The organism is Kribbella sp. CA-245084, assembly GCF_050942355.1.
Lineage (GTDB): Bacteria > Actinomycetota > Actinomycetes > Propionibacteriales > Kribbellaceae > Kribbella.
The window spans coordinates 5,463,243-5,483,301 of the sequence record NZ_CP192053.1 but is presented as its reverse complement, the minus strand read 5'-3'; the positions used below and the strand labels follow the sequence as shown (position 1 = coordinate 5,483,301).

The window sequence follows — 20,059 nt, the reverse complement described above, 5'->3', positions numbered from 1 at the left end:
TCGGTCAATCTTTTGCCTAGGTTAACATGTTGACCGTGACCGGACTTCGCGAGCGCAAGAAGCAGCAGACGTACGACGCCCTGTCCGAGGCGGCCATCGCGCTGTTCCTGAAGCGTGGCTTCGACGAGGTGTCGGTGACCGACATCGCCGAAGCGGCGAACGTCTCCAAGCCGACCCTGTTCAAGTACTTCCCGACCAAGCAGGACCTCGTCCTGCACCGGATCGCCGACCACCGGCACGAGTCCGCCCGGGTCGTCGCGGCCGCGGAGGTCCCACCGGTCCAGGCGCTCCGCGAGCACTTCCTCGCCGGGCTCACTGCCCGCGATCCGGTCACCGGGCTGAACGACCACCCGCAGGTCCTCGCCTACTACAAGCTCGTCTTCACCACGCCCGCTCTCGCGACGCGGCTCCACCAGTTCATGGACGACGACGAGCGCGCTCTCGCCGAAGCCCTCGGAGGCGATCTCACGGGCGACCTCCTGGCGGCCCAGGCGGTCGCCGTCCAGCGAGTCCTGTCCCGCCGCAACTGGGAGGTCATCACCGCCGGCCAGCGCGCCGCCGACCGCTACCTGGACGCGGTGACCGAAGCGGAAACGGCCTACGACGGCCTGCCGATAGGGTGACTGCTGTGACGGATGCGAGCAGGCGAGTGCTGGTGCTGAACGGACCGAACCTCGGACGCCTGGGGTCCCGCGAGCCGGAGAAGTACGGTACGACGACGTTCGCCGAGCTGGTCGGGGTGTGCGAGAAGACCGGCGCCGAGCTCGGCTTCGAGGTCGAGGTGCGGCAGACCGACGACGAGGCCGAGCTGGTCGGCTGGCTGCACGAGGCGGCCGACGACCGGACTCCCGTCGTCCTCAACCCGGCCGCGTTCACGCACTACTCGTACGCCCTGCGCGACGCGATCGCGCAGCGGACGGCTCCGCTGATCGAGATCCACCTCACCAACCCCGCCGCCCGCGAGGAGTTCCGGCACACCAGCGTCGTCGCCGGTGTGGCGACCGGGACCATCGCCGGCTTCGGCCTGGACTCGTACCGGCTCGCGCTCCGCGCACTCACCGGCCTGGATTCATAACCACTCATAACCAAACTGCCCTTTCGGGCATCAGGTAGTTGTGGGCAGATTTCAACCCGCCGAGCGGGCACAGTTCACCAGCCGACGGCCAAGAGCCCGGGTGAGATGCCGGTGAAACGCCGGTACGTCACCCTAGGCGTTGGGTCGTGACACCAGCTGTCACCGGTCCGAAAGGCCGGCCGGCCGGACGCACGATCGGGAGGAAATCGACGACTTGGGGGTTCGTGTGACTACGGATTCGATCCGTTCCGTTCAACAACGCTCTGGGGGAGTGACAGGTATGACGACGCCGATCAACGGGCAACACAGCATTCCGGTCTGGGTCAAGGCACTGGACCCGCTGTCGCAGTTCGGGCTGGTGCACACGCTCCGGCAGCGGCCGGAGATCAGCCTGATCAACGACACCGACCTGACCACCCTGCTGCCGGGGCTGCCGGGGCAGTCCGGGCTGTCAGGCCTGCCCGGGTCCACGCAGTCAGGCGACCAGCGCACCACCCCGCCAGTGGTTGCGTTGATCGCCGTCGACTCGCTGGACGCCGGGGCCGTCCAGGTACTGCGAGCGGCAACCCAGCGCGGTTGCCGCCGGACTGTGCTGATCGGCGGCGCGATCGACGACGACGCGCTGATGACTGCGGTCGAGCTGGGGGTGTCCGGCGTACTGCGTCGTACTGAGGCGACCGCTGACCGGATCGTGCATCTGGTGCAGGCTGCCGCTGCCGGGGACGGCAGCCTGCCGCCAGATCTGCTTGGCCGGTTGCTGGGACAGGTGTCACGGATGCAGCGGCATGTGCTGGCACCACGGGGGCTGTCCCACACCGGTCTGTCCGACCGCGAGACGCAGGTACTGCGGCTGGTGGCCGACGGCAAGGACACGCAGGAGATCGCTCGTGAGCTGTCCTACTCGGAGCGGACGGTGAAGAACGTCCTGCACGACGTGACCAGTCGGCTCCAGCTGAAGAACCGCTCACACGCCGTCGCCTACGCACTGCGCGAAGGCCTCATCTGAAAACAGCCGGCCCCCGCTGAGTAGCGGGGGCCGGCTGTTCAGTACCCGACGGTGAAGCGCTGCCGGACGTGTTCGGCTCGCTCGGCCTCGTCGACGAGCGCGATCGCGAAGTCCTCCATCGAGATGGTCGAGTTGCCGTGCGCATCGGTCACCAGGTGGTCGTAGCCCTTCCGATAGCGACCGGTCCGCTCGCCGGGCTCGAGTAGCGCGGGAGGGCTCACGTACGTCCAGTCCAGGTCGCCGGCTGCCCGCACGACGTCGTACTGCTCGTTGCAGGCCAGGGCGATCGGGCGAAGCTCAACCGGGAAGCCGGGCGAGTCGACCAACTGCACTTCTGCCCCCGGCACGATCAGACTGGCTGCACCGCCGACGAGAATCAGCCGTACGCCGCTGCCGCGCAGGCCGATCAGCAACCCCTTGGCTGCAGCGACGAGCTCACCTTCGCTTCCTGGACGCGGCCGGGTCGCACTGATCACCACGTCGTGCCCGGCGCTCAGTCGAGCGACGTCGTCCGGGTCAGCCGCGTCACCGCGGACCGGTCCGGAGCGGCCGACGCTGGTGACTTGGTGGCCGCGGGCAACTGCTTCTCGCGCGACCCGACTGCCAACGGCGCCGGCCGCACCCCAGACGAGGATTCGCATGTCACCGCTCGCCGGCTGCGACGAGGACAGGAGCTTCGGCGGCGGGCGTTGGCCGCACCTTCCGGCGTACCTGGGCGGTCACGAGCGCACCGAGGACGATCAGACCGCCAACGGCCTGCCAGACCGACAGCTGCTGGTCCAGCACCAGCCAGCCGAGTGTCGTCGCCATGACCGGGCTGAGCAGCCCCAGGAACGTCACCTCGGTCGGAGCGAGCTCACGGAGTCCGCGGAACCACAGCGCATACGCGACGGCGGATCCGAACAGTGCCAGGTAGGAGTAGCCCGCGAGGTTCCGCAGGGTGAAGTCAGGTAGTGCGCCCTCGACCAGGAGGGCCACTGGCAGCAGTACCAGTCCACCGGCGACCAGTTGCCAGCCTGTGGTCGCCAGCAGGGGAGCGGGTGACGTCCAGCGCTTGCTGAGTACGACGCCGAACGCCATCACGATCGCACCGCCGACAGCGGCGAGTACACCCAGCATGTCGAGCTGTGCAGTTGCCCGCAGTACCAGCAGGCCGACGCCGAACACGCCGGCGATGGCTGTGAGGACAGTGCGCAGAGACAGCCGCTGCCGCAGCAGACCGGCCGACAGTACTGCGACGAGTAGTGGCTGGATCGCACCGACTGTCGCGGCCACGCCGCCAGGCAGTCGGTACGCGCCGATGAAGAGCAGTGCGTTGAAGGCACCGATGTTGAGCGTGCCGAGGACCAGCGAGCGCCACCACCAGCTGCCGCGGGGGAGGACGCGGGTGATCGCGATCAGCAGGAGGCCGGCCGGCAGCGAGCGGAGCAGCGCGGCCAGCAGCGGGCGATGAGGTGGGAGGAACTCGGTCGTGACCAGGTAGGTCGTACCCCAGAGCAGCGGCGTGATCGCCGTAACCAGAAGAAGGGAAACTCGATTGCTTAGCACTAAGATAAAGTATCTCAGCGCTAAGCTACTTGCAATCCCTCAGCGCTAAGCAATTCGGCAGTAGGCTGGGCGGATGGCAGATCACGTCGACGTGGTGCTCGAGCAGTGGCGGGCGCGGCGGCCGGATATCGATCCGTCGCCGATGGGGGTCATCGGCCGGTTGAGCCGGCTCAGTGCGCTGTTCGACGCCGAGCTGCGGCGGAACTTCGCGAAGTACGAGCTGGACCGGGCGTCCTTCGACGTACTGGCGACACTGCGGCGCAGCAACGTGGAGCACAGCCTGACGCCGGCCGGGCTGATGCATTCGTCGATGGTGACGTCAGGGGCGATCAGTCAGCGGCTGGATCGACTGGAGACTCGCGGTCTGGTGACGCGCGCGCCCAGCGAGACCGACGGCCGCGGTGTACAGGTCACGCTGACAGCCAAGGGCCTCAAGCTGATCGACAAGGTCCTGCCGACCCACGTCGACACCGAGGCCCAACTGCTCTCCGGCCTGTCCACCGCAGAACGCGATCACCTGGCCGGCCTACTCCGCACCTTGCTGGAATCCCTTGGGGACAAGCGGGATTAGCTCGGAGTCGTCCCGGGCCGCGGTGCGTTGCGGACGGTTTGCCAGAGTTCTTCGATGTCGGAACGGTCTTCTGGCTCGGGCTTGTCGACCCAGCCGCTGGCCCAGACGTTCTCTTCGCGGTCGTCGAGGTTGAAGATCGACTCCGCGAACGCGGCGGAGCCGACGTACCGGCCGTTGTCCTCGTCCGGTCCGTCGGATTCGTCGGCGTCGGTGGAGCGGGGAGCTGTCTTGGGAGCGACGAGCGAGCGGGCGTACTTCTGTGCCTCGAGGATGCCTAGCCCGCGCTTCTCACCCAGCAGACGGATCGCGCCGACCTCGTTGTTCGCGTTCATCAGCGTCCGCACCTGGGTGTCCAGGTCCTGGTTAGAGACAGGCAGTTGGCTTTGCTGCGGGCGGTGCGCCGGCGGCTGGTACGGCGTGGGGTTGGCGGGCTGGCCCGGGGGAGTCCACTCGCCCGGACGGGTGGGCTGACGGCCGCTCTGCAGCAGCTGTGACAGCGCCGCCGCCACCTGCTGGCTGCCCGGCGGGTTGCCGGTCTGGGCCGGGTACGCCGGAGGCTGGTTGGGCGGCGGACCGCCCTGCCGCGCGGGCTGCGTGTACTGGCCCTGGAACTGGGCGGGCTGGTTGCCGCCCTGCTGGGCCTGGATCTTCTCGACCAGCGCCTGGACCCGCGGGCTCACCTTCCCGCTGTTCCGGTTGGACTGCTGCTTGGCCTTGTTGATCAGGCTCACGACGATCATCACCACGATGAAGATGATGAATCCGGTCATCGCAGGCCTCCTCCCGTGGACGGTCCGGCTCTCAGCGTAGAGCCCCCCGGGTGCGCGGAGTCGGAGGAATCCGGAAGCGACCGCTACAATCTCGTGTTACCGCTGATCGAATTCGAAGGGCATACCCGCGTGGCATCGACGAACGACCTCAAGAACGGCATGGTGCTCGACCTGGACGGCCAGCTCTGGTCCGTCGTGTGGTTCCAGCATCACAAGCCGGGCAAGGGCGGCGCCATCGTCCGGACCAAGCTGAAGAACGTGCTGTCCGGCAAGGTGGTGGACAAGACCTTCAACGCCGACGTGAAGGTCGACGTGGCCACGGTCGACAAGCGTGACATGACCTACCTGTACAACGACGGCACGGCGTACGTGTTCATGGACAAGTCGACGTACGAGCAGCTCCAGCTCCAGCCCGAGGTGGTCGGCGAGGCCGTCCACTTCCTGCTCGAGAACCAGGACGCGATCGTTGCCGTGCACGACGACCTCCCGCTGTACGTCGAGCTCCCGGCGTCGGTCGAGCTGACCGTCGAGTACACCGAGCCGGGTCTGCAGGGCGACCGCTCCAGCGGCGGCACCAAGCCGGCCAAGCTCGAGACCGGGTACGACATCCAGGTCCCGCTGTTCCTGACCACCGGTGAGAAGGTCAAGGTAGACACCCGCACCGGGGACTACCTCGGCCGCGTCACCTCCTGAGGCCCTGACCGACCCTGAGAGAGCTGACAACAGAACATGTCTGCCCGTAGCAAGGCCCGCAAGCGCGCACTAGACGTGCTGTTCGAGTCCGAGGTCAGGGGGCTGCCGGTCGGCGGCACCCTGGCCGACCGGGTGGCCGACAACGACCCGCCGGTGAACGAGTTCACCGTGGCGCTGGTCGAAGGTGTCGCGAAGCACAGCGAGCAGATCGACGACCTGCTCGAGACCCACTCCGTGGGCTGGACGCTGGACCGGATGCCGGCCGTCGACCGGAACATCCTCCGGATCGGCGCGTACGAGCTGCTGTTCGACGACCAGGTCCCGGACGTGGTCGCGGTGAGCGAAGCGGTCGCGCTGGCGCGCGATCTGTCGACGGACGAGTCGCCGGTCTTCGTGAACGGGCTGCTGGCGAGACTGCTGCAGCTGAAGCCCACACTGGGCGTCTGAGAAATTCGGGCGGCTGAGTTTCGGGCGGTTCGAGGAACGAGGGGGGCGAGCCCTCTCCGAGTTCCTCTGTGTCTCTGGCCCGGTGACCGTCTCGGTACGGTCCCGGGCCGCCGATGCGTCCCCGTGCGCGGCGGGTGAGGTGTTACCTGCCGCTCCTACTGCTGTTGTCCTGCTCTGTCGGGTCAGATGGAGAAGGCGGGCGGCCGCGGGCCAGCTGCTACAAGCCCCGACCGTCTAATGCCTTCGATTGACGCTAACGCGTCAGGCGCCGGCTGCCTCGGACGATTCCTCGACCTCGCCCTTCGCCTCCGGGTTCAGCACGCCCCAGGAGATGAAACGCTCGGTCAGCGTCGTCGGCGACTCGTCGTAGATCACGGCGAGCGTCCGCATGTCGTCCTGCCGGATCGACAGCACCTTTCCGTTGTAGTCCCCACGCTGAGCCTGGATCGTGGCGGCGTACCGCGTCAGCGGACCCGCCTCGCTCGCGTCGAGGTGTTGCAGGGCCTCCAGGTCGAGGATCAACCGGGGCGGAGCAGCAGCAGCTGCGGCCGCGCTGGCGGAACCAGGGAGCAGTTCACGGATCGGCACGCCGTAGAAATCGGCGAGCTCCGCGAGCTTCTGGACCGTGACGGCTCGATCGCCGCGCTCGTAAGAGCCGACGACGACCGCCTTCCAGCGACCCTTGGACTTCTCTTCCACACCATGCAGCGACAGGCCTTGCTGCTGGCGGATGGCGCGTAGCTTGCCACCCAGTGTCTTCGCGTATTCGCTAGGCACGCTGGTCTTCCCTCCGACTAGTTTCGTCTTGTCCGGCCCGCAGGGTACGGCCCGAAAGGTGAAACCCCCCTCGATTACACAGAGTAACAATATTCTGGGTGCGAGGCCAGCGTCAAGACGGCGTGTCACATCCGATACCATGTCAAGCAGTCCGAACGTCCTTTAAAGACCCGTCCAGAGAGGCGGGAAAGGAGGAACGGTAGCGATGAGCCCTGCCCAGAGTGCAGAGCAACCCGAGTTCACGCAGCCGCCGCAACGCAGCGGTCGTGAAGTTCTCGACGCTTCCGACATTTCCCGGGCATTGACCCGGATCGCCCACGAGATTCTCGAGCGGAACCGCGGCGCCGACCCGGTCGTCCTGCTCGGCATCCCCACCCGCGGAGTCCCGCTGGCGCAGCGCGTCTCCGCCCGGATCCAGGCTGTTGAGGGGCAGAGCGTGCCCACGGGGTCACTCGATGTGACCATGTACCGCGACGACATCGGCCTCAAGCCGCCCCGTGGCCTGGAACACACCGATATCCCCGCGGACGGGATCGACGGCAAGGTCGTCGTCCTCGTCGACGACGTGCTGTTCTCCGGCCGTACGATCCGCGCGGCCCTCGACGCGCTCGGCGATATCGGCCGCCCGCGCGCGGTCCAGCTCGCGGTCCTGGTCGACCGCGGCCACCGCGAGTTGCCGATCCGCGCCGACTACGTCGGCAAGAACCTGCCCACCTCCCTGGTGGAGCGGGTCACGGTCCATCTGACCGAGTTCGACGGCGAGGACGCTGTGCTGATCGCCGACAAGGGGGCGAAATGAAGCATCTGCTGAGTGCCGGCGACCTGAGCCGCGACGAGGCCAATCTGATCCTCGACACCGCCGAGGAGATGCGGTCGCTGGCCGACCGCCCGATCAAGAAGCTGCCCGCGCTGCGCGGGCGGACCGTGGTCAACCTGTTCTTCGAGGACTCGACCCGGACCCGGATCTCGTTCGAGGCGGCCGCCAAGCGGCTGTCGGCGGATGTGATCAACTTCTCCGCCAAGGGATCGAGCGTGAGCAAGGGCGAGAGCCTGAAGGACACCGCGCTGACGTTGCAGGCGATGGGCGCGGACGGTGTGGTCTGCCGGCACGGCTCGTCCGGCGCGCCGCACCTGCTGGCGAAGTCCGGCTGGATGACCGGCTCGGTGGTGAACGCCGGTGACGGCACCCACGAGCACCCGACCCAGGCGCTGCTCGACGCGTTCACGATGCGCCGCCACCTCGGCTCGCTGGACGGGCGCCGGATCACGATCGTCGGCGACGTCCTGCACTCGCGGGTCGCGCGGTCGAACGTGCTGCTGCTGTCCACGCTCGGCGCCGAGGTGACCGTGGTCGCGCCGCCGACGCTGCTGCCCGTCGACATGACGAGCTGGCCGTGCGCGACGTCGTACGACCTGGACGGCTCGCTGGCCAAGACCGACGCGGTGATGATGCTGCGGGTGCAGCGGGAGCGGATGAACGACGCGTTCTTCCCCAGCGCCCGCGAGTACACGCGGCGGTACGGCCTCGATCGCTACCGGATGGCGCAGCTGCCGGACGAAGCGATCGTGCTGCACCCCGGCCCGATGAACCGCGGGATGGAGATCAGCGCCGAGGTCGCCGATTCCACCCGCTCGGTGATCGTCGAGCAGGTCACCAACGGCGTGGCCATCCGCATGGCCGTCCTTTATCTGCTGTTGTCAGGTAGTAACGAAGAGGAGCAGACCGCATGACCGCATACCTGATCACCGGAGCGAGCATCGTCGGCGGTGAGGTGGCGGACCTGCTGATCGACAACGGCGAAATTGTTGCCGTTGGCACCGATCTCGCAGCACCGGAAGGTACGACGACCGTCGACGCGCGGGGCCTGATCGCCCTGCCGGGTCTGGTCGACCTGCACACGCACCTGCGCGAGCCCGGCCGCGAGGACGCCGAGACCGTGCTGACCGGCACGCGGGCGGCGGCCAAGGGCGGGTTCACCGCGGTGTTCGCAATGGCCAACACCGACCCGGTCGCCGACACCGCCGGCGTCGTCGAGCAGGTCTGGCGCCTCGGCCGCGACGCCGGGTACGCCGACGTGTACCCGATCGGCGCGGTCACCGTCGGCCGGAAGGGCACGCAGCTCGCGGAGCTCGGCGCGATGGCCGACTCGGCCGCCCGCGTCCGGGTCTTCTCCGACGACGGCGACTGTGTCTGGGACGCGGCGCTGATGCGGCGCGCACTCGAGTACGTGAAGGCGTTCGACGGTGTGATCGCCCAGCACGCGCAGGAGCCGCGGCTCACCCAGGGCGCGCAGATGAACGAGGGCGCGCTGTCCGGCGTACTCGGACTGACCGGCTGGCCGAGTGTCGCCGAGGAGGCGATCATCGCCCGCGACATCCTGCTCAACGCGCATGTCGGGTCGAAGCTGCACATCTGCCACCTGTCCACCAGGGGCTCGGTGGAGATCGTCCGCGCCGCCAAGGGCCGCGGGCTGGAGGTCACCGCCGAGGTGACGCCGCACCACCTGCTGCTGACCGAGGACCTGGCCGCCTCGTACAACCCGGTCTACAAGGTGAACCCGCCGCTGCGCACCAAGGACGACGTCGAGGCGGTCCGCGAGGGCCTGGCCGACGGCACGATCGACATCGTCGCCACCGACCACGCGCCGCACCCGGTGGAGGACAAGGACTGCGAGTGGAGCGCGGCCGCGTTCGGCATGACCGGGCTCGAGACGGCGCTCAGCGTCGTACAGCACTCGATGATCGACACCAAGCTGCTGACCTGGGCCGACGTCGCCGACCGGATGAGCTACCGCCCGGCCTCGATCGGCCAGATCTCCGACCACGGCCGTCCGCTCAAGGCGGGCGTGCCGGCGAACGTCGTCCTGTACGACCCCAGGGTCGAGCGGACCGTCGTACCGGACGAGTCGGTGTCGCTGTCGCGGAACACGCCGTTCGAGGGGATGACGCTGCCGGGCAAGGTGGTCGCGACGTTCCTCCGCGGTACGCCGGTCGTCCTGGACGGTGAGCTGACCCGGTGAAGGCCTTCCTGGGCATTCTCGGCACGCTGCTGGTCCTGGCAGTGGGCTACTTCGGCATGTACCGGGGCTGGCGGAACCGTCAGTCCCGGCAGGCCGACCTCGCGCCGCTGCCCGCGGTCCCCGAGGAGAAGGTGCGCGGCGTCGAAGGTGTGTACGTCGCAACCACGAGCGCAGGCGACTGGATGGACCGGATCGCCGTGCACGAACTGGGCGTCCGCAGCATCGCGGACCTGGCCGTCAGTGAGGCCGGCCTGATCTTCCACCGGCAGGGCGCGACGGATGTGTTCATCCCCGCGGACCACTTGACCGGCGTACGGACCGACCGCGGGATCGCCGGCAAGGTGACCGCGGAGAAGTCCGGCCTGGTCGTGGTCACCTGGACACACGACGGCCGCGAGCTCGACACCGGGTTCCGCCCGCGTCGCAAGGCCGACACCGCCGCCCTGACCGAATCCATCGCAACACTGATCGGAGCCGAGCAAAGATGAGCCAGCCCGCACTGCTCGTCCTCGAGGACGGCCGGTCGTTCGCCGGCACGTCGTACGGGGCGACCGGCGAGACGTACGGCGAGGCGGTGTTCACCACCGGGATGACCGGTTACCAGGAGACGCTGACCGACCCGTCGTACCACCGGCAGATCGTCACCCAGACCGCGCCGCACATCGGCAACACCGGCATCAACGACGAGGACGACGAGTCGCAGAAGATCTGGGTCTCCGGGTACGTCGTCCGCGACCCCGCCCGGGTCCCGTCCAACTGGCGCGCGAAGCGTTCGCTCGACGACCAGCTGAAGGCGCAGAACATCGTCGGGATCTCCGGGATCGACACCCGCGCGCTGACCCGGCACCTGCGTGAGCGCGGCGCGATGCGGGCCGGGATCTCGACCGAGATCCTCGACCCGGCGGCGCTGCTGGCCAAGGTGCTCGAGCAGCCGCCGATGGTCGGCGCGGACCTCGCCGCCGAGGTCACCACCTTCGAGCCGTACGTCGTACCGGCTGAAGGCGAGAAGCGGTTCACGGTGGTCGCGCTCGATCTCGGGATCAAGGCGATGACGCCGAAGCGGATGGCCGAGCGCGGTATCGAGGTGCACGTGTTCCCGGCGACCGCGTCGCTGGACGAGGTGCTCGCGGTGAACCCGGACGGCATCTTCATGAGCAACGGTCCCGGCGACCCGGAGACCACCGAGCACCCGACCACGCTGCTCAAGGAGCTGCTGCAGCGCGGCAAGCCGTACTTCGGGATCTGCTTCGGCAACCAGGTCTTCGGGCGCGCGCTCGGGCTGGGGACCTTCAAGCTCAAGTACGGGCACCGCGGGATCAACCAGCCGGTGCTCGACCGGGCGACCGGGAAGGTCGAGATCACTGCACAGAACCACGGATTCGCGGTGGACGCGCCGCTGGACAGCAGCATCGAGACGCCGTACGGGACGGCTGAGGTCAGCCACGTCTCGCTCAACGACAACGTGGTCGAAGGGCTCAAGCTCACCGGCAAGGACGGGCGCGTGCTCGCCTTCTCGGTGCAGTACCACCCCGAGGCGGCGGCCGGTCCGCACGACTCGGCGTACCTCTTCGACCGCTTCGTAGAGCTGATGGAAGGACGGGCCTGATGCCGCGTCGTACAGACATCGAGTCGGTGCTGGTCATCGGCTCCGGCCCGATCGTGATCGGTCAGGCCTGCGAGTTCGACTACTCCGGCACACAGGCCTGCCGGGTACTGCGCGAAGAGGGCTTCCGCGTCGTCCTGGTGAACTCCAACCCGGCCACGATCATGACCGACCCGGAGTTCGCCGACGCGACGTACGTCGAGCCGATCACGCCGGAGTTCGTCGAGAAGGTGATCGAGAAGGAGCGCCCGAACGCGCTGCTCGCCACCCTCGGCGGGCAGACCGCGCTGAACGCGGCGATCGCCCTGCACGAGAACGGCGTCCTCGAGAAGTACGGCGTGGAGCTGATCGGCGCATCCGTCGACGCGATCCAGCGCGGCGAGAACCGGGAGTCGTTCAAGCACATCGTCGAGGGGCTCGACGCGGAGGTGGCGCGCTCGGTCATCTGCCACACCCTCGACGACGTGATGGGCGCGGCCGGCCAGCTCGGGTACCCGCTGGTCGTGCGGCCGTCGTTCACGATGGGCGGCGTCGGCTCCGGCATGGCGTACGACGAGGCCGACCTGCTCCGGATCGCCGGGGCCGGCCTGCACGCGAGTCCGACGACCGAGGTGCTGATCGAGGAGTCGATCCTCGGCTGGAAGGAGTACGAGCTGGAGGTGATGCGCGACAAGGCCGACAACGTCGTGATCATCTGCTCGATCGAGAACGTCGACCCGATGGGTGTGCACACCGGCGACTCGGTCACGGTCGCGCCGGCGATGACGCTGACCGACCGCGAGTACCAGGTCATGCGAGACCTTGCCATCGGCATCATCCGCGAGGTCGGCGTCGACACCGGCGGCTGCAACATCCAGTTCGCGGTGAACCCGGCCGACGGCCGGCTGATCGTGATCGAGATGAACCCGCGGGTCTCCCGCTCGTCCGCGCTGGCGTCGAAGGCGACCGGCTTCCCGATCGCGAAGATCGCCGCGAAGGTTGCCATCGGCTACACGCTGGACGAGATTCCGAACGACATCACCAAGCAGACGCCGGCCAGCTTCGAGCCGACGCTGGACTACGTGGTGGTGAAGGTGCCGCGGTTCGCGTTCGAGAAGTTCCCGGCCGCGGACGCGACCCTGACCACGCACATGAAGAGCGTCGGCGAGGCGATGGCGATCGGCCGCAACTATACCGAGGCGCTGCAGAAGGCGCTGCGGTCGCTGGAGAAGCCGGAGGCCAGGTTCTCCTGGGCCGGTCACCCGGCCAGCGAGCTGGAGCCGTTGCTGGAGGCAATCAAGACGCCGCAGGACGGGCGGCTGCGGATCATCATGGACGCGATCCGCGCGGGCGCGACGCCGGACCAGATCTTCGACGCGACCAAGATCGACCCCTGGTTCGTGGACCAGCTGTATCTGCTGCACGAGACCGCTCTGCAGGTGGCGGCCGCGCCGCGGCTCACGCCCGAGGTCATCAAGCTGGCCAAGCGGCACGGGTTCTCGGACCTGCAGCTGGCCGAGATCCGCGGGCTGACCGAGGACGTCGTCCGCGGCGTACGGCAGGCGCTCGGCATCCGGCCGGTCTACAAGACCGTCGACACCTGTGCGGCCGAGTTCAAGGCCGAGACGCCGTACCACTACTCGTCGTACGACGAGGAGTCCGAGGTCGCGCCGCGCACCGAGCCGGCCGTGCTGATCCTGGGCTCGGGGCCGAACCGGATCGGCCAGGGGATCGAGTTCGATTACTCCTGCGTGCACGCGTCGATGGCGCTGCGCGAGGCCGGCTACTGCACGATCATGGTCAACTGCAACCCGGAGACGGTCTCGACCGACTACGACACCTCCGACCGGCTGTACTTCGAGCCGCTCACCTGCGAGGACGTGCTCGAGATCGTGTACGCCGAGATGCAGGCGGGCCCGGTCGCGGGCGTCATCGTGCAGCTCGGCGGGCAGACGCCGCTGGGGTTGGCGCAGCGGCTCGCGGACGCCGGCGTACCGATCGTCGGGACCTCGCCGGAGGCCATTCACCTGGCCGAGGAGCGGGGCGCGTTCGGCAAGGTGCTCGCGGACGCACAGCTGCCGGCGCCGAAGCACGGTACGGCGCTGTCGGCCGACGAGGCGCAGGCGGTGGCCGAGGAGATCGGGTTCCCGGTGCTCGTCCGGCCGTCGTACGTGCTGGGCGGACGCGGGATGGAAATCGTCTACAGCGTCGCCGAGCTGTCGGCCGCATTGGAGCGGCTGGGCGGCGGCGAGGCGTTCGAGCACCCGGTGCTGATCGACCGGTTCCTGGACGACGCGGTCGAGATCGACGTGGACGGGCTGTTCGACGGCGAGGAGCTGTTCCTCGGTGGCGTCATGGAGCACATCGAGGAGGCCGGGGTTCACTCGGGCGACTCGTCCTGCGCGCTGCCGCCGATCACGCTCGGGAACGCGGACATCGAGAAGCTCCGCACGTCCACCGAGGCGATCGCACGCGGGGTCGGCGTACGTGGGCTGATCAACATCCAGTACGCGCTCGCCGGCGATGTGCTGTACGTGCTGGAGGCGAACCCGCGCGCGTCACGGACGGTGCCGTTCGTGTCGAAGGCGACTGCGACGCCGCTGGCCAAGGCCGCGGCCCGGGTGATGCTCGGGGCAACGATCGCCTCATTGCGCGAAGAGGGAATGCTGCCGGCCACCGGTGACGGCGGCACGCTGCCGACGACCACGCCGATCGCGGTGAAGGAAGCCGTGATGCCGTTCAACCGGTTCCGGACCATCGACGGCTCGTCGGTCGACACCGTGCTCGGGCCGGAGATGAAGTCGACCGGCGAGGTGATGGGTATCGACGACACCTTCGGTACGGCGTTCGCGAAGTCGCAGGCGGGAGCGTCGCAGCCGCTGCCGATCGACGGCAAGGTGTTCGTCTCGGTCGCGAACCGGGACAAGCGGCACATGATCTTCCCGGTCAAGCGGCTGGCGGATCTCGGCTTCCAGATCTACGCGACCGAAGGCACGGCCGACGTACTGCGGCGCAACGGCGTCGAGGCCGTGACGGTCCGCAAGAGCAGCCAGGGCCCCGGCCCGAACGGCGAGCCGACGATCGTCCAGATGGTGCAGGACGGCGAGCTGAACCTGATCGTCAACACGCCGATCGGGATCACACAGGGCGGTTCGCCGCGCCTCGACGGCTACGAGATCCGGAGTGCGGCGGTGGCACGGAACATCCCGTGCATCACGACGGTCCAGGGCCTGGCGGCCGCCGTACAGGGCATCGAGGCGCAACGGGCCGGCGACATCGGCGTACGGTCGCTCCAGGACTGGGTGCCGAGGATCCACGGTGTATAGGCGGGTCATCCGACCGGTCCTGTACCGGTTGGGTCGTGGTGACGCCGAGGTCGCCCACGAGCAGACGCTCAAGGGGATGCGCCTGTTGGGGCGCATCCCGGGCGGTCCCGCGCTCGGGTCCCGGCTGTTCGGGTCGGCGTCACCGCGTTCGGTCTTCGGCCTGACGTTCCCCTCACCTGTCGGGCTCGCCGCGGGGATGGACAAGAACGGGATCGCGCTGCGCGCGTGGCCGGCGGTCGGCTTCGGCTTCGTGGAGGTCGGCACGGTCACAGCGCATCCGCAGCCCGGCAACGAGAAGCCGCGACTGTTCCGGTTGGTCGAGCACGAGGCCGTCATCAACCGGATGGGCTTCAACAACCTCGGCTCCGAAGCGCTCGCCTCCCGCTTGAACGCGTACGGCTCACTTGGCTATCCGCTCGGCATCTCGATCGGCAAGTCGAAGGTGACGCCTTTGGAGGAGGCGGTCGACGACTACGTGACCTCCCTCCGCCGCCTCTACCGGTACGGCGACTACTTCGCCGTCAACATCTCCTCACCGAACACCCCAGGACTGCGCTCGCTCCAGGACGCAGGCCACCTCCGCGAACTGCTCGCCGCCCTGCACACCGAGGCCGCTTCGCTGACGGTGGCCGGGCTCGATCCGAAACCGATCCTGGTGAAGATCGCGCCCGACCTGACCACGTCCGCGATCGACGAACTCCTCCAGGTCTGCACCGACGAGCACGTGGCCGGCATCATCGCCACCAATACCACCATCGATCGCGCGGGCGTCTCGGATCATCCGTTGGCTCGCGAGACCGGTGGCCTGTCGGGGCGCCCGGTGGCGGAGATCGCAGCGAAGACCGTCGCCCACATCCACAACGAGACCGGGGGAGCGCTGCCGATCATCGGAGTAGGAGGGATCGTCGAACCGTCCGACGCCACCCGCCTCTTCGACGCCGGCGCCAGCCTGGTCCAGGTCTACACCGGGCTGATCTACCGCGGCCCCGGCCTGATCCGGGCCATCAACAGGAGCTTGCCATGAGCAACCAACCATCGGGGAGCGACATGCGTAACAAGCCATTCGGCGCGCGTCTGCGCGCGGCCATGGACACCCGCGGGCCACTCTGCGTCGGCATCGACCCACACCAGCACCTGCTCGACGCCTGGGGCCTGCCGGACACGGCCGAGGGCCTCGCGTCGTTCACGTACGGCGTCGTCGACGCGCTCGCCGACCGGGTCGCGGTGTTCAAGCCGCAGTCCGCGTTCTTCGAGCGGTTCGGGTCGGCCGGCATCGCCGTACTCGAGCAGGCCACGATCCGGCTGCGGGACGCCGGCGCGCTGGTGATCATCGACGCGAAGCGCGGTGACATCGGCAGCACGATGGGCGGCTACGCGGCGGCGTACCTGGCGGAGAAGGGTCCGCTGGCGTGCGACGCGCTGACGGTCAGCCCGTACCTCGGCTTCGGCTCTCTGCAACCGGCTATCGACGTGGCGCGCGAGTCCGGCGCCGGCCTGTTCGTCCTGGCGCTGACGTCCAACCCGGAGGGCCCGCAGTTCCAGACCGCCCGCACTGCCGACGGCTCGACCGTCGCCGGAGCGGTCCTCGACGGCCTGCGCGGATTGAACGCCGACTCCGACGACCTCGGCTCGTTCGGGGCAGTCGTTGGTGCGACCATCAGTTCCACCGACGAGAACCTCGACATCAACGGCCCGCTGCTCGCCCCCGGCCTCGGCGCCCAGGGCGGCACAGCCGAGGGCCTCGCCAAGGTCTTCGGCACAGCAGTCCGCAACGTGGTCCCGTCCAGCTCCCGGGAAATCCTCGGCGCAGGTCCAACCGGGCTGCAAGACGCGGCCGACCGGGCAAACGACGCGTATCGGACTGTTCTCGGCTACTGACGTGTCAGCTCGACAGGAGGTGTCCGGTCCCCCCGGACAACGTCACGCTCAGCCGAACGCTCCAACGGGCCCAGAGAGCCGACACCTCCTGTCGAGATGCACAACATCCGCCGGCGTGCGATGTTCTTGTGCATGGGTTGGGGGCTGGAGTTGTGCCGGCGGTTCTACGTGGAGGTCGTCGCGCCGGGGGTGGAAGTGCCGCATAGCGCCGCGCTTCTGGGGCGCGGCTCGGAGGTGCTCGGGTACGACGACGAGATGTCGACCGACCACAACTGCGAGGCCCGCGCGCTGGTGTTCGTGCCCGAGGGCGCGGAGCTCCACCTGGAGGTGCCAGACACCTTCGAGGGACGTGCGGCGCTGGTCGAGGTGCACACCGTCCGCAAGTACTTCCGGGACCAATTGAGCATCGACACCGAGTCCGAGCTGACGATCCGGGACTGGCTGATTCTTCCGGAGGCCAATCTGCTGCAAATGACGGCCGGCGGCGTGTTCCACGACGAGCTCGGTCTGCAGGCGGTGCGCGATCGGTTGGCGTACTACCCGGACGACTTCTGGCGATACCTGATGATCACCACCTGGTGGCGCGTGCATCCGGAGATGAACCTCGTCGGGCGGTCGGGATATGTCGGCGACGAGCTCGGCTCCGCGGTCATCGGATCGCAGCTCGTACGTGATCTGATGCGGTTGTGCTTCCTGATCGAACGGCGGTACGCGCCGTACTCGAAGTGGTTCGGCAGTGCGTTCAGCCGGTTGTCCTGTGGGCCGACGATCGGGCCGCTGCTGCGCGACGTACTGCGGACGACGAGCTGGCAGGAGCGTGAGGAGGCGCTCGGAGCGGCGTACCGGGCGGTGGGGGAGCTGCACAACCGGCTCGGCATCACCGAGCCGATCGAGCTCGGCGTCGAGCGGATGGTCGGCCGGCCGTTCAAGGTCGTGTGGGGCGACTTCATCGGCGTACTCACCGCCGACATCCAGGACCCCGACGTACGGCGGCTCCTGAAGCGGTGGCCCGTCGGCGGGATCGACGAGATCCGCAACCAGCTGTGGAAGGCTGCGGATCGCCGTCAGGCGTTGGACTTCTGGTAGAGCTCTGTGAGCAGCCCGACGGCTGCCTGGGTGGCCGGGTGCGGGTCCTCGCGATGCCAGATGAGGTGTACGTCGACCGGCGGGGCATCGCGTAGCGGGCGATAGACGACACCGTCCCGCCGGTACTGCGTCGTCGTCGCCTGGGGCGTCACACCGACGCAGCGGCCGGATGCGATGGCGGCCAGCCAGTCGTCGACGTCGTGGGTGAGCTCGATCCGCGGTCGCGCGTCCTCCGGCCAGAGCTCGATCGTGGTGCTCCCGGTACGGCGGTCGATCACGATCGTCCGGTCGGCGATCTGCGCGAGCGTGAGCGATCGTTTGCGGGCCAGTGCGTCGTCGGCGGGCAGGACGCAGTACCGCGGCTCCTGGGTCAGCAGGACGTGGCCGAACCTGCTGAAGTCGAGGTGGGTCCGGACGACGGCCAGATCGCACAGGCCCTCGGTGAGGCCGCCGGTGGCTGTGTTCGTGCGGATCAGTTGCAGCTCGACCTCAGGGTGCGCGGCAGCCCAGCGGCGCTGGAACTCCGTCGTATGCCGGCCGAACGCCGACCACGCATGCCCGACGCGCAGCCGGGTGTGTCCGCTGGTCGCCTCAGTCACCAGTACGTCGATCTCGGCCAGGATCTGCCGGGCCCGTGCGAGGACTTGGACGCCCGCGGTCGTCGGCGTGATGGACCGGCTGGTCCGATGCAGCAGGCGTACGCCGAGCCGCTGCTCGAGAGCCAGCAGGCTCCTCGACACGGCGGCCTGGGAGATCCCGAGCTCGATCGCCGCGTCGGTGAACGTCCCGTTGTCGACGATCGCGACCAGGCAGCGCAGGTGCCGCAGTTCGAGATCCATGACTCCAGCGTATAGATCGGCGGCCAGCTGCATTTTGTGATGCCGCCCGCTGGGCGGACGCTCGTGTCCGTGAGGCGAGAACGGTTGGTCGGAGTGGCGATGATGCTCGGGAGCGGGCTGTCGACGCAGGTCGGTGCGTCGGTGGCGGCGCTCGCGTTCCCCGTGATCGGTCCGGCGGGCGTAGTGGCGATCCGTCAGTGGGTCGCCGCGATCGTGCTGCTCGCAGTCGGTCGCCCGCGTCTGCGATCCATCACGGCCCGCCAGTGGCGCCCTGTGATCGGGCTGGCGATGGTCTTCGCAGTCATGAACCTGTCCCTGTACACAGCGATCGACCGAGTGGGCCTGGGCCTGGCTGTCACGCTGGAATTCCTGGGTCCGCTCGCTGTTGCGCTGCTGGGCTCACGTCGCGTGCTCGACCTGGTGTGCGCGCTCGTCGCCGCGCCCGCAGTGGTGCTGTTGGCGCGACCTCAGGCGACGACCGACTACCTCGGCATCGGGCTCGGCTTGCTGGCGGCGATGGGCTGGGCGTTCTACATCCTGCTCAACCGCAAGGTCGGTCGAGAGTTGCCGGGCGCAACGGGTTCGGCGGCCGCGGCCGCGTTGTCCGGACTCGCCTACATCCCCGTCGGCGTGGTCGTCCTGCTGCACCATCCGGCGACGCTCGCGGCCGCGTCGTACGCGCTGGTTGCCGGCGTGCTGTCGTCCGCGGTGCCGTTTCTCGTTGATTTGCTGACGTTGCGGCGCGTGCCGGCGCAATTCTTCGGCGTCTTCATGAGCGTGAATCCGGTGCTCGCGGCAATGGTCGGTCTCGTCGTTCTGCACCAGGAGCTGGCGATCCTCGACTGGGCAGCGATCCTGGTGATCGTCGGGGCGAACGCGGTCGCGATCTCGTTCGGCGGGCGCGACGACGCGGCACATCACAACCCGGTTCCAGTCGAGCCGTGCGATCTTGTTCACGGCGTGCCGAAGCTCGCGGTGACCCCGGCGTTCGGAAAGGTGTCGGCGGACGGGGAGCCACAGTCTTCCCGCGCGACTTGTTAAGGAACAGAATGCGGAAGCTGGCAGCCCTCGCGGCCGTAGTGACGATGAGTGCCGGTGTCCTGACGGCATGCTCCGGCGGCGACTACTGCGGTGACCTGAAGGGCTACGTCGACTCGTCCAAGGACCTGGACATCAAGAACGCCGACGCCGTCGGCAAGATGCTGGACCAGGCCAAGAAGGTGTCGAAGTCGGCGCCGGACGACCTGAAGGACGACTGGAAGACCGTCATCGACTACGCCGAGAAGGCGCAGGACGCCAAGGGCGACACGAACAAGCTGGTGGAGCTCGCCAAGGCCGACGGCGACAAGATCACGCCCGCCATGCAGGCGATCACCAAGCAGGCGAAGGACACCTGCAAGATCGACCTCCCGGGCGCAGGCAACACCAACTGACGCCCGCG

At 68.3% G+C, this 20,059-nt stretch carries 22 protein-coding genes; 17 read left to right on the top strand and 5 right to left on the bottom strand.

The window, feature by feature from the left end:
* Positions 1-35: 35 nt before the first annotated feature.
* The 3 genes from ACQPYH_RS26155 (at position 36) to ACQPYH_RS26145 (ending at position 2,081) form a co-directional block, all read left to right on the top strand.
* Positions 36-623 (top strand): TetR/AcrR family transcriptional regulator, encoded by a 588-nt coding sequence (locus ACQPYH_RS26155; RefSeq protein ID WP_432876350.1) that lies wholly within the window; start codon positions 36-38, stop codon positions 621-623.
* 5 nt (positions 624-628) lie between these two features.
* Positions 629-1,075 (top strand): type II 3-dehydroquinate dehydratase, encoded by a 447-nt coding sequence (gene aroQ / locus ACQPYH_RS26150; RefSeq protein ID WP_432876348.1) that lies wholly within the window; start codon positions 629-631, stop codon positions 1,073-1,075.
* Between the two features lie 280 nt (positions 1,076-1,355).
* Positions 1,356-2,081 carry a helix-turn-helix domain-containing protein gene (locus ACQPYH_RS26145; RefSeq protein WP_432876346.1) on the top strand — a complete coding sequence of 242 codons (726 nt, stop codon included), beginning with the start codon at positions 1,356-1,358 and terminating at the stop codon, positions 2,079-2,081.
* Between the two features lie 38 nt (positions 2,082-2,119).
* Here the strand turns inward: ACQPYH_RS26145 and ACQPYH_RS26140 are convergent, their stop codons facing one another.
* Both ACQPYH_RS26140 and ACQPYH_RS26135 read right to left on the bottom strand, forming a co-directional pair.
* Positions 2,120-2,722 (bottom strand): NAD(P)-dependent oxidoreductase, encoded by a 603-nt coding sequence (locus ACQPYH_RS26140; RefSeq protein WP_432876344.1) that lies wholly within the window; start codon positions 2,720-2,722, stop codon positions 2,120-2,122.
* Position 2,723: 1 nt separating this feature from the next.
* Positions 2,724-3,629, bottom strand: coding sequence for an EamA family transporter (locus tag ACQPYH_RS26135; RefSeq protein ID WP_432876342.1), 906 nt, complete (start codon positions 3,627-3,629; stop codon positions 2,724-2,726).
* A gap of 73 nt (positions 3,630-3,702) precedes the next feature.
* Between ACQPYH_RS26135 and ACQPYH_RS26130 the strand changes: the two genes are divergently transcribed.
* Positions 3,703-4,200, top strand: a complete 498-nt coding sequence (locus ACQPYH_RS26130; RefSeq protein WP_432876340.1) for a MarR family winged helix-turn-helix transcriptional regulator — start codon at positions 3,703-3,705, stop codon at positions 4,198-4,200.
* Here the strand turns inward: ACQPYH_RS26130 and ACQPYH_RS26125 are convergent.
* Entirely contained in the window at positions 4,197-4,970 is a 774-nt protein-coding gene (locus ACQPYH_RS26125; RefSeq protein ID WP_432876338.1) for a hypothetical protein, read from the bottom strand. The two genes, ACQPYH_RS26130 and ACQPYH_RS26125, sit on opposite strands and share 4 nt — an antisense overlap.
* A gap of 159 nt (positions 4,971-5,129) precedes the next feature.
* Here ACQPYH_RS26125 and efp point away from each other — a divergent pair, with 159 nt between their 5' ends.
* Both efp and nusB read left to right on the top strand, forming a co-directional pair.
* Positions 5,130-5,663 (top strand): elongation factor P, encoded by a 534-nt coding sequence (gene efp / locus ACQPYH_RS26120; RefSeq protein WP_238174252.1) that lies wholly within the window; start codon positions 5,130-5,132, stop codon positions 5,661-5,663.
* Between the two features lie 36 nt (positions 5,664-5,699).
* Positions 5,700-6,110, top strand: a complete 411-nt coding sequence (nusB, locus tag ACQPYH_RS26115; protein ID WP_432876336.1) for a transcription antitermination factor NusB — start codon at positions 5,700-5,702, stop codon at positions 6,108-6,110.
* Between the two features lie 261 nt (positions 6,111-6,371).
* Here the strand turns inward: nusB and bldD are convergent, their stop codons facing one another.
* Positions 6,372-6,887, bottom strand: a complete 516-nt coding sequence (gene bldD, locus ACQPYH_RS26110; RefSeq protein ID WP_130449595.1) for a transcriptional regulator BldD — start codon at positions 6,885-6,887, stop codon at positions 6,372-6,374.
* A 205-nt stretch (positions 6,888-7,092) separates the two neighbouring features.
* Between bldD and pyrR the strand changes: the two genes are divergently transcribed.
* The 9 genes from pyrR (at position 7,093) to ACQPYH_RS26065 (ending at position 17,779) form a co-directional block, all read left to right on the top strand.
* A complete protein-coding gene (gene pyrR / locus ACQPYH_RS26105) occupies positions 7,093-7,686 on the top strand; it encodes a bifunctional pyr operon transcriptional regulator/uracil phosphoribosyltransferase PyrR (protein WP_432876334.1) in 594 nt (197 codons plus the stop codon).
* Positions 7,683-8,618, top strand: coding sequence for an aspartate carbamoyltransferase catalytic subunit (locus ACQPYH_RS26100; RefSeq protein WP_432876332.1), 936 nt, complete (start codon positions 7,683-7,685; stop codon positions 8,616-8,618). The genes pyrR and ACQPYH_RS26100 overlap by 4 nt, the downstream gene beginning before the upstream one ends.
* Entirely contained in the window at positions 8,615-9,907 is a 1,293-nt protein-coding gene (locus ACQPYH_RS26095) for a dihydroorotase (RefSeq protein WP_432876330.1), read from the top strand. Before ACQPYH_RS26100 ends, ACQPYH_RS26095 begins: the two co-directional genes overlap by 4 nt.
* On the top strand, positions 9,904-10,395 hold the full coding sequence (locus ACQPYH_RS26090; protein ID WP_432876328.1) for a hypothetical protein: 492 nt from the start codon (positions 9,904-9,906) through the stop codon (positions 10,393-10,395). Before ACQPYH_RS26095 ends, ACQPYH_RS26090 begins: the two co-directional genes overlap by 4 nt.
* Positions 10,392-11,513 (top strand): glutamine-hydrolyzing carbamoyl-phosphate synthase small subunit, encoded by a 1,122-nt coding sequence (carA, locus tag ACQPYH_RS26085; RefSeq protein ID WP_432876326.1) that lies wholly within the window; start codon positions 10,392-10,394, stop codon positions 11,511-11,513. The genes ACQPYH_RS26090 and carA overlap by 4 nt, the downstream gene beginning before the upstream one ends.
* Positions 11,513-14,815, top strand: a complete 3,303-nt coding sequence (gene carB, locus ACQPYH_RS26080) for a carbamoyl-phosphate synthase large subunit (protein WP_432876324.1) — start codon at positions 11,513-11,515, stop codon at positions 14,813-14,815. The genes carA and carB overlap by 1 nt, the downstream gene beginning before the upstream one ends.
* Positions 14,808-15,839: a quinone-dependent dihydroorotate dehydrogenase gene (locus ACQPYH_RS26075; protein WP_432876322.1), complete on the top strand. Its 1,032-nt coding sequence runs from the start codon at positions 14,808-14,810 to the stop codon at positions 15,837-15,839. Before carB ends, ACQPYH_RS26075 begins: the two co-directional genes overlap by 8 nt.
* Positions 15,836-16,693, top strand: coding sequence for an orotidine-5'-phosphate decarboxylase (gene pyrF, locus ACQPYH_RS26070; protein ID WP_432876320.1), 858 nt, complete (start codon positions 15,836-15,838; stop codon positions 16,691-16,693). The genes ACQPYH_RS26075 and pyrF overlap by 4 nt, the downstream gene beginning before the upstream one ends.
* 132 nt (positions 16,694-16,825) lie before the next feature.
* Complete coding sequence (locus ACQPYH_RS26065) at positions 16,826-17,779, top strand: DUF4037 domain-containing protein (protein WP_432876318.1); 954 nt, start codon at positions 16,826-16,828, stop codon at positions 17,777-17,779.
* Here the strand turns inward: ACQPYH_RS26065 and ACQPYH_RS26060 are convergent.
* Positions 17,758-18,618, bottom strand: a complete 861-nt coding sequence (locus ACQPYH_RS26060; RefSeq protein ID WP_432876316.1) for a LysR family transcriptional regulator — start codon at positions 18,616-18,618, stop codon at positions 17,758-17,760. The genes ACQPYH_RS26065 and ACQPYH_RS26060 overlap by 22 nt on opposite strands.
* A 69-nt stretch (positions 18,619-18,687) precedes the next feature.
* On the opposite strand from ACQPYH_RS26060, the gene ACQPYH_RS26055 reads away from it, so the two are divergent.
* Together ACQPYH_RS26055 and ACQPYH_RS26050 are read left to right on the top strand one after the other, a co-directional pair.
* Positions 18,688-19,659 carry an EamA family transporter gene (locus ACQPYH_RS26055; RefSeq protein WP_432876314.1) on the top strand — a complete coding sequence of 324 codons (972 nt, stop codon included), beginning with the start codon at positions 18,688-18,690 and terminating at the stop codon, positions 19,657-19,659.
* Between the two features lie 8 nt (positions 19,660-19,667).
* Positions 19,668-20,051: a hypothetical protein gene (locus ACQPYH_RS26050; RefSeq protein ID WP_432876312.1), complete on the top strand. Its 384-nt coding sequence runs from the start codon at positions 19,668-19,670 to the stop codon at positions 20,049-20,051.
* Positions 20,052-20,059: the final 8 nt, after the last annotated feature.

Bases quoted from the DNA above. Each gene is read 5' to 3' on its own strand.
- ACQPYH_RS26130 (WP_432876340.1), top strand. From the start codon at position 3,703: ATGGCAGATCACGTCGACGTGGTGCTCGAGCAGTGGCGGGCGCGGCGG.
- ACQPYH_RS26065 (WP_432876318.1), top strand. From the start codon at position 16,826: ATGGGTTGGGGGCTGGAGTTGTGCCGGCGGTTCTACGTGGAGGTCGTC.
- ACQPYH_RS26125 (WP_432876338.1), bottom strand. From the start codon at position 4,970: ATGACCGGATTCATCATCTTCATCGTGGTGATGATCGTCGTGAGCCTG.
- pyrF (WP_432876320.1), top strand. From the start codon at position 15,836: ATGAGCAACCAACCATCGGGGAGCGACATGCGTAACAAGCCATTCGGC.
- carB (WP_432876324.1), top strand. From the start codon at position 11,513: ATGCCGCGTCGTACAGACATCGAGTCGGTGCTGGTCATCGGCTCCGGC.
- ACQPYH_RS26060 (WP_432876316.1), bottom strand. From the start codon at position 18,618: ATGGATCTCGAACTGCGGCACCTGCGCTGCCTGGTCGCGATCGTCGAC.
- nusB (WP_432876336.1), top strand. From the start codon at position 5,700: ATGTCTGCCCGTAGCAAGGCCCGCAAGCGCGCACTAGACGTGCTGTTC.
- pyrR (WP_432876334.1), top strand. From the start codon at position 7,093: ATGAGCCCTGCCCAGAGTGCAGAGCAACCCGAGTTCACGCAGCCGCCG.
- ACQPYH_RS26100 (WP_432876332.1), top strand. From the start codon at position 7,683: ATGAAGCATCTGCTGAGTGCCGGCGACCTGAGCCGCGACGAGGCCAAT.
- efp (WP_238174252.1), top strand. From the start codon at position 5,130: ATGGTGCTCGACCTGGACGGCCAGCTCTGGTCCGTCGTGTGGTTCCAG.
- ACQPYH_RS26050 (WP_432876312.1), top strand. From the start codon at position 19,668: ATGCGGAAGCTGGCAGCCCTCGCGGCCGTAGTGACGATGAGTGCCGGT.
- ACQPYH_RS26145 (WP_432876346.1), top strand. From the start codon at position 1,356: ATGACGACGCCGATCAACGGGCAACACAGCATTCCGGTCTGGGTCAAG.
- carA (WP_432876326.1), top strand. From the start codon at position 10,392: ATGAGCCAGCCCGCACTGCTCGTCCTCGAGGACGGCCGGTCGTTCGCC.
- ACQPYH_RS26140 (WP_432876344.1), bottom strand. From the start codon at position 2,722: ATGCGAATCCTCGTCTGGGGTGCGGCCGGCGCCGTTGGCAGTCGGGTC.
- ACQPYH_RS26095 (WP_432876330.1), top strand. From the start codon at position 8,615: ATGACCGCATACCTGATCACCGGAGCGAGCATCGTCGGCGGTGAGGTG.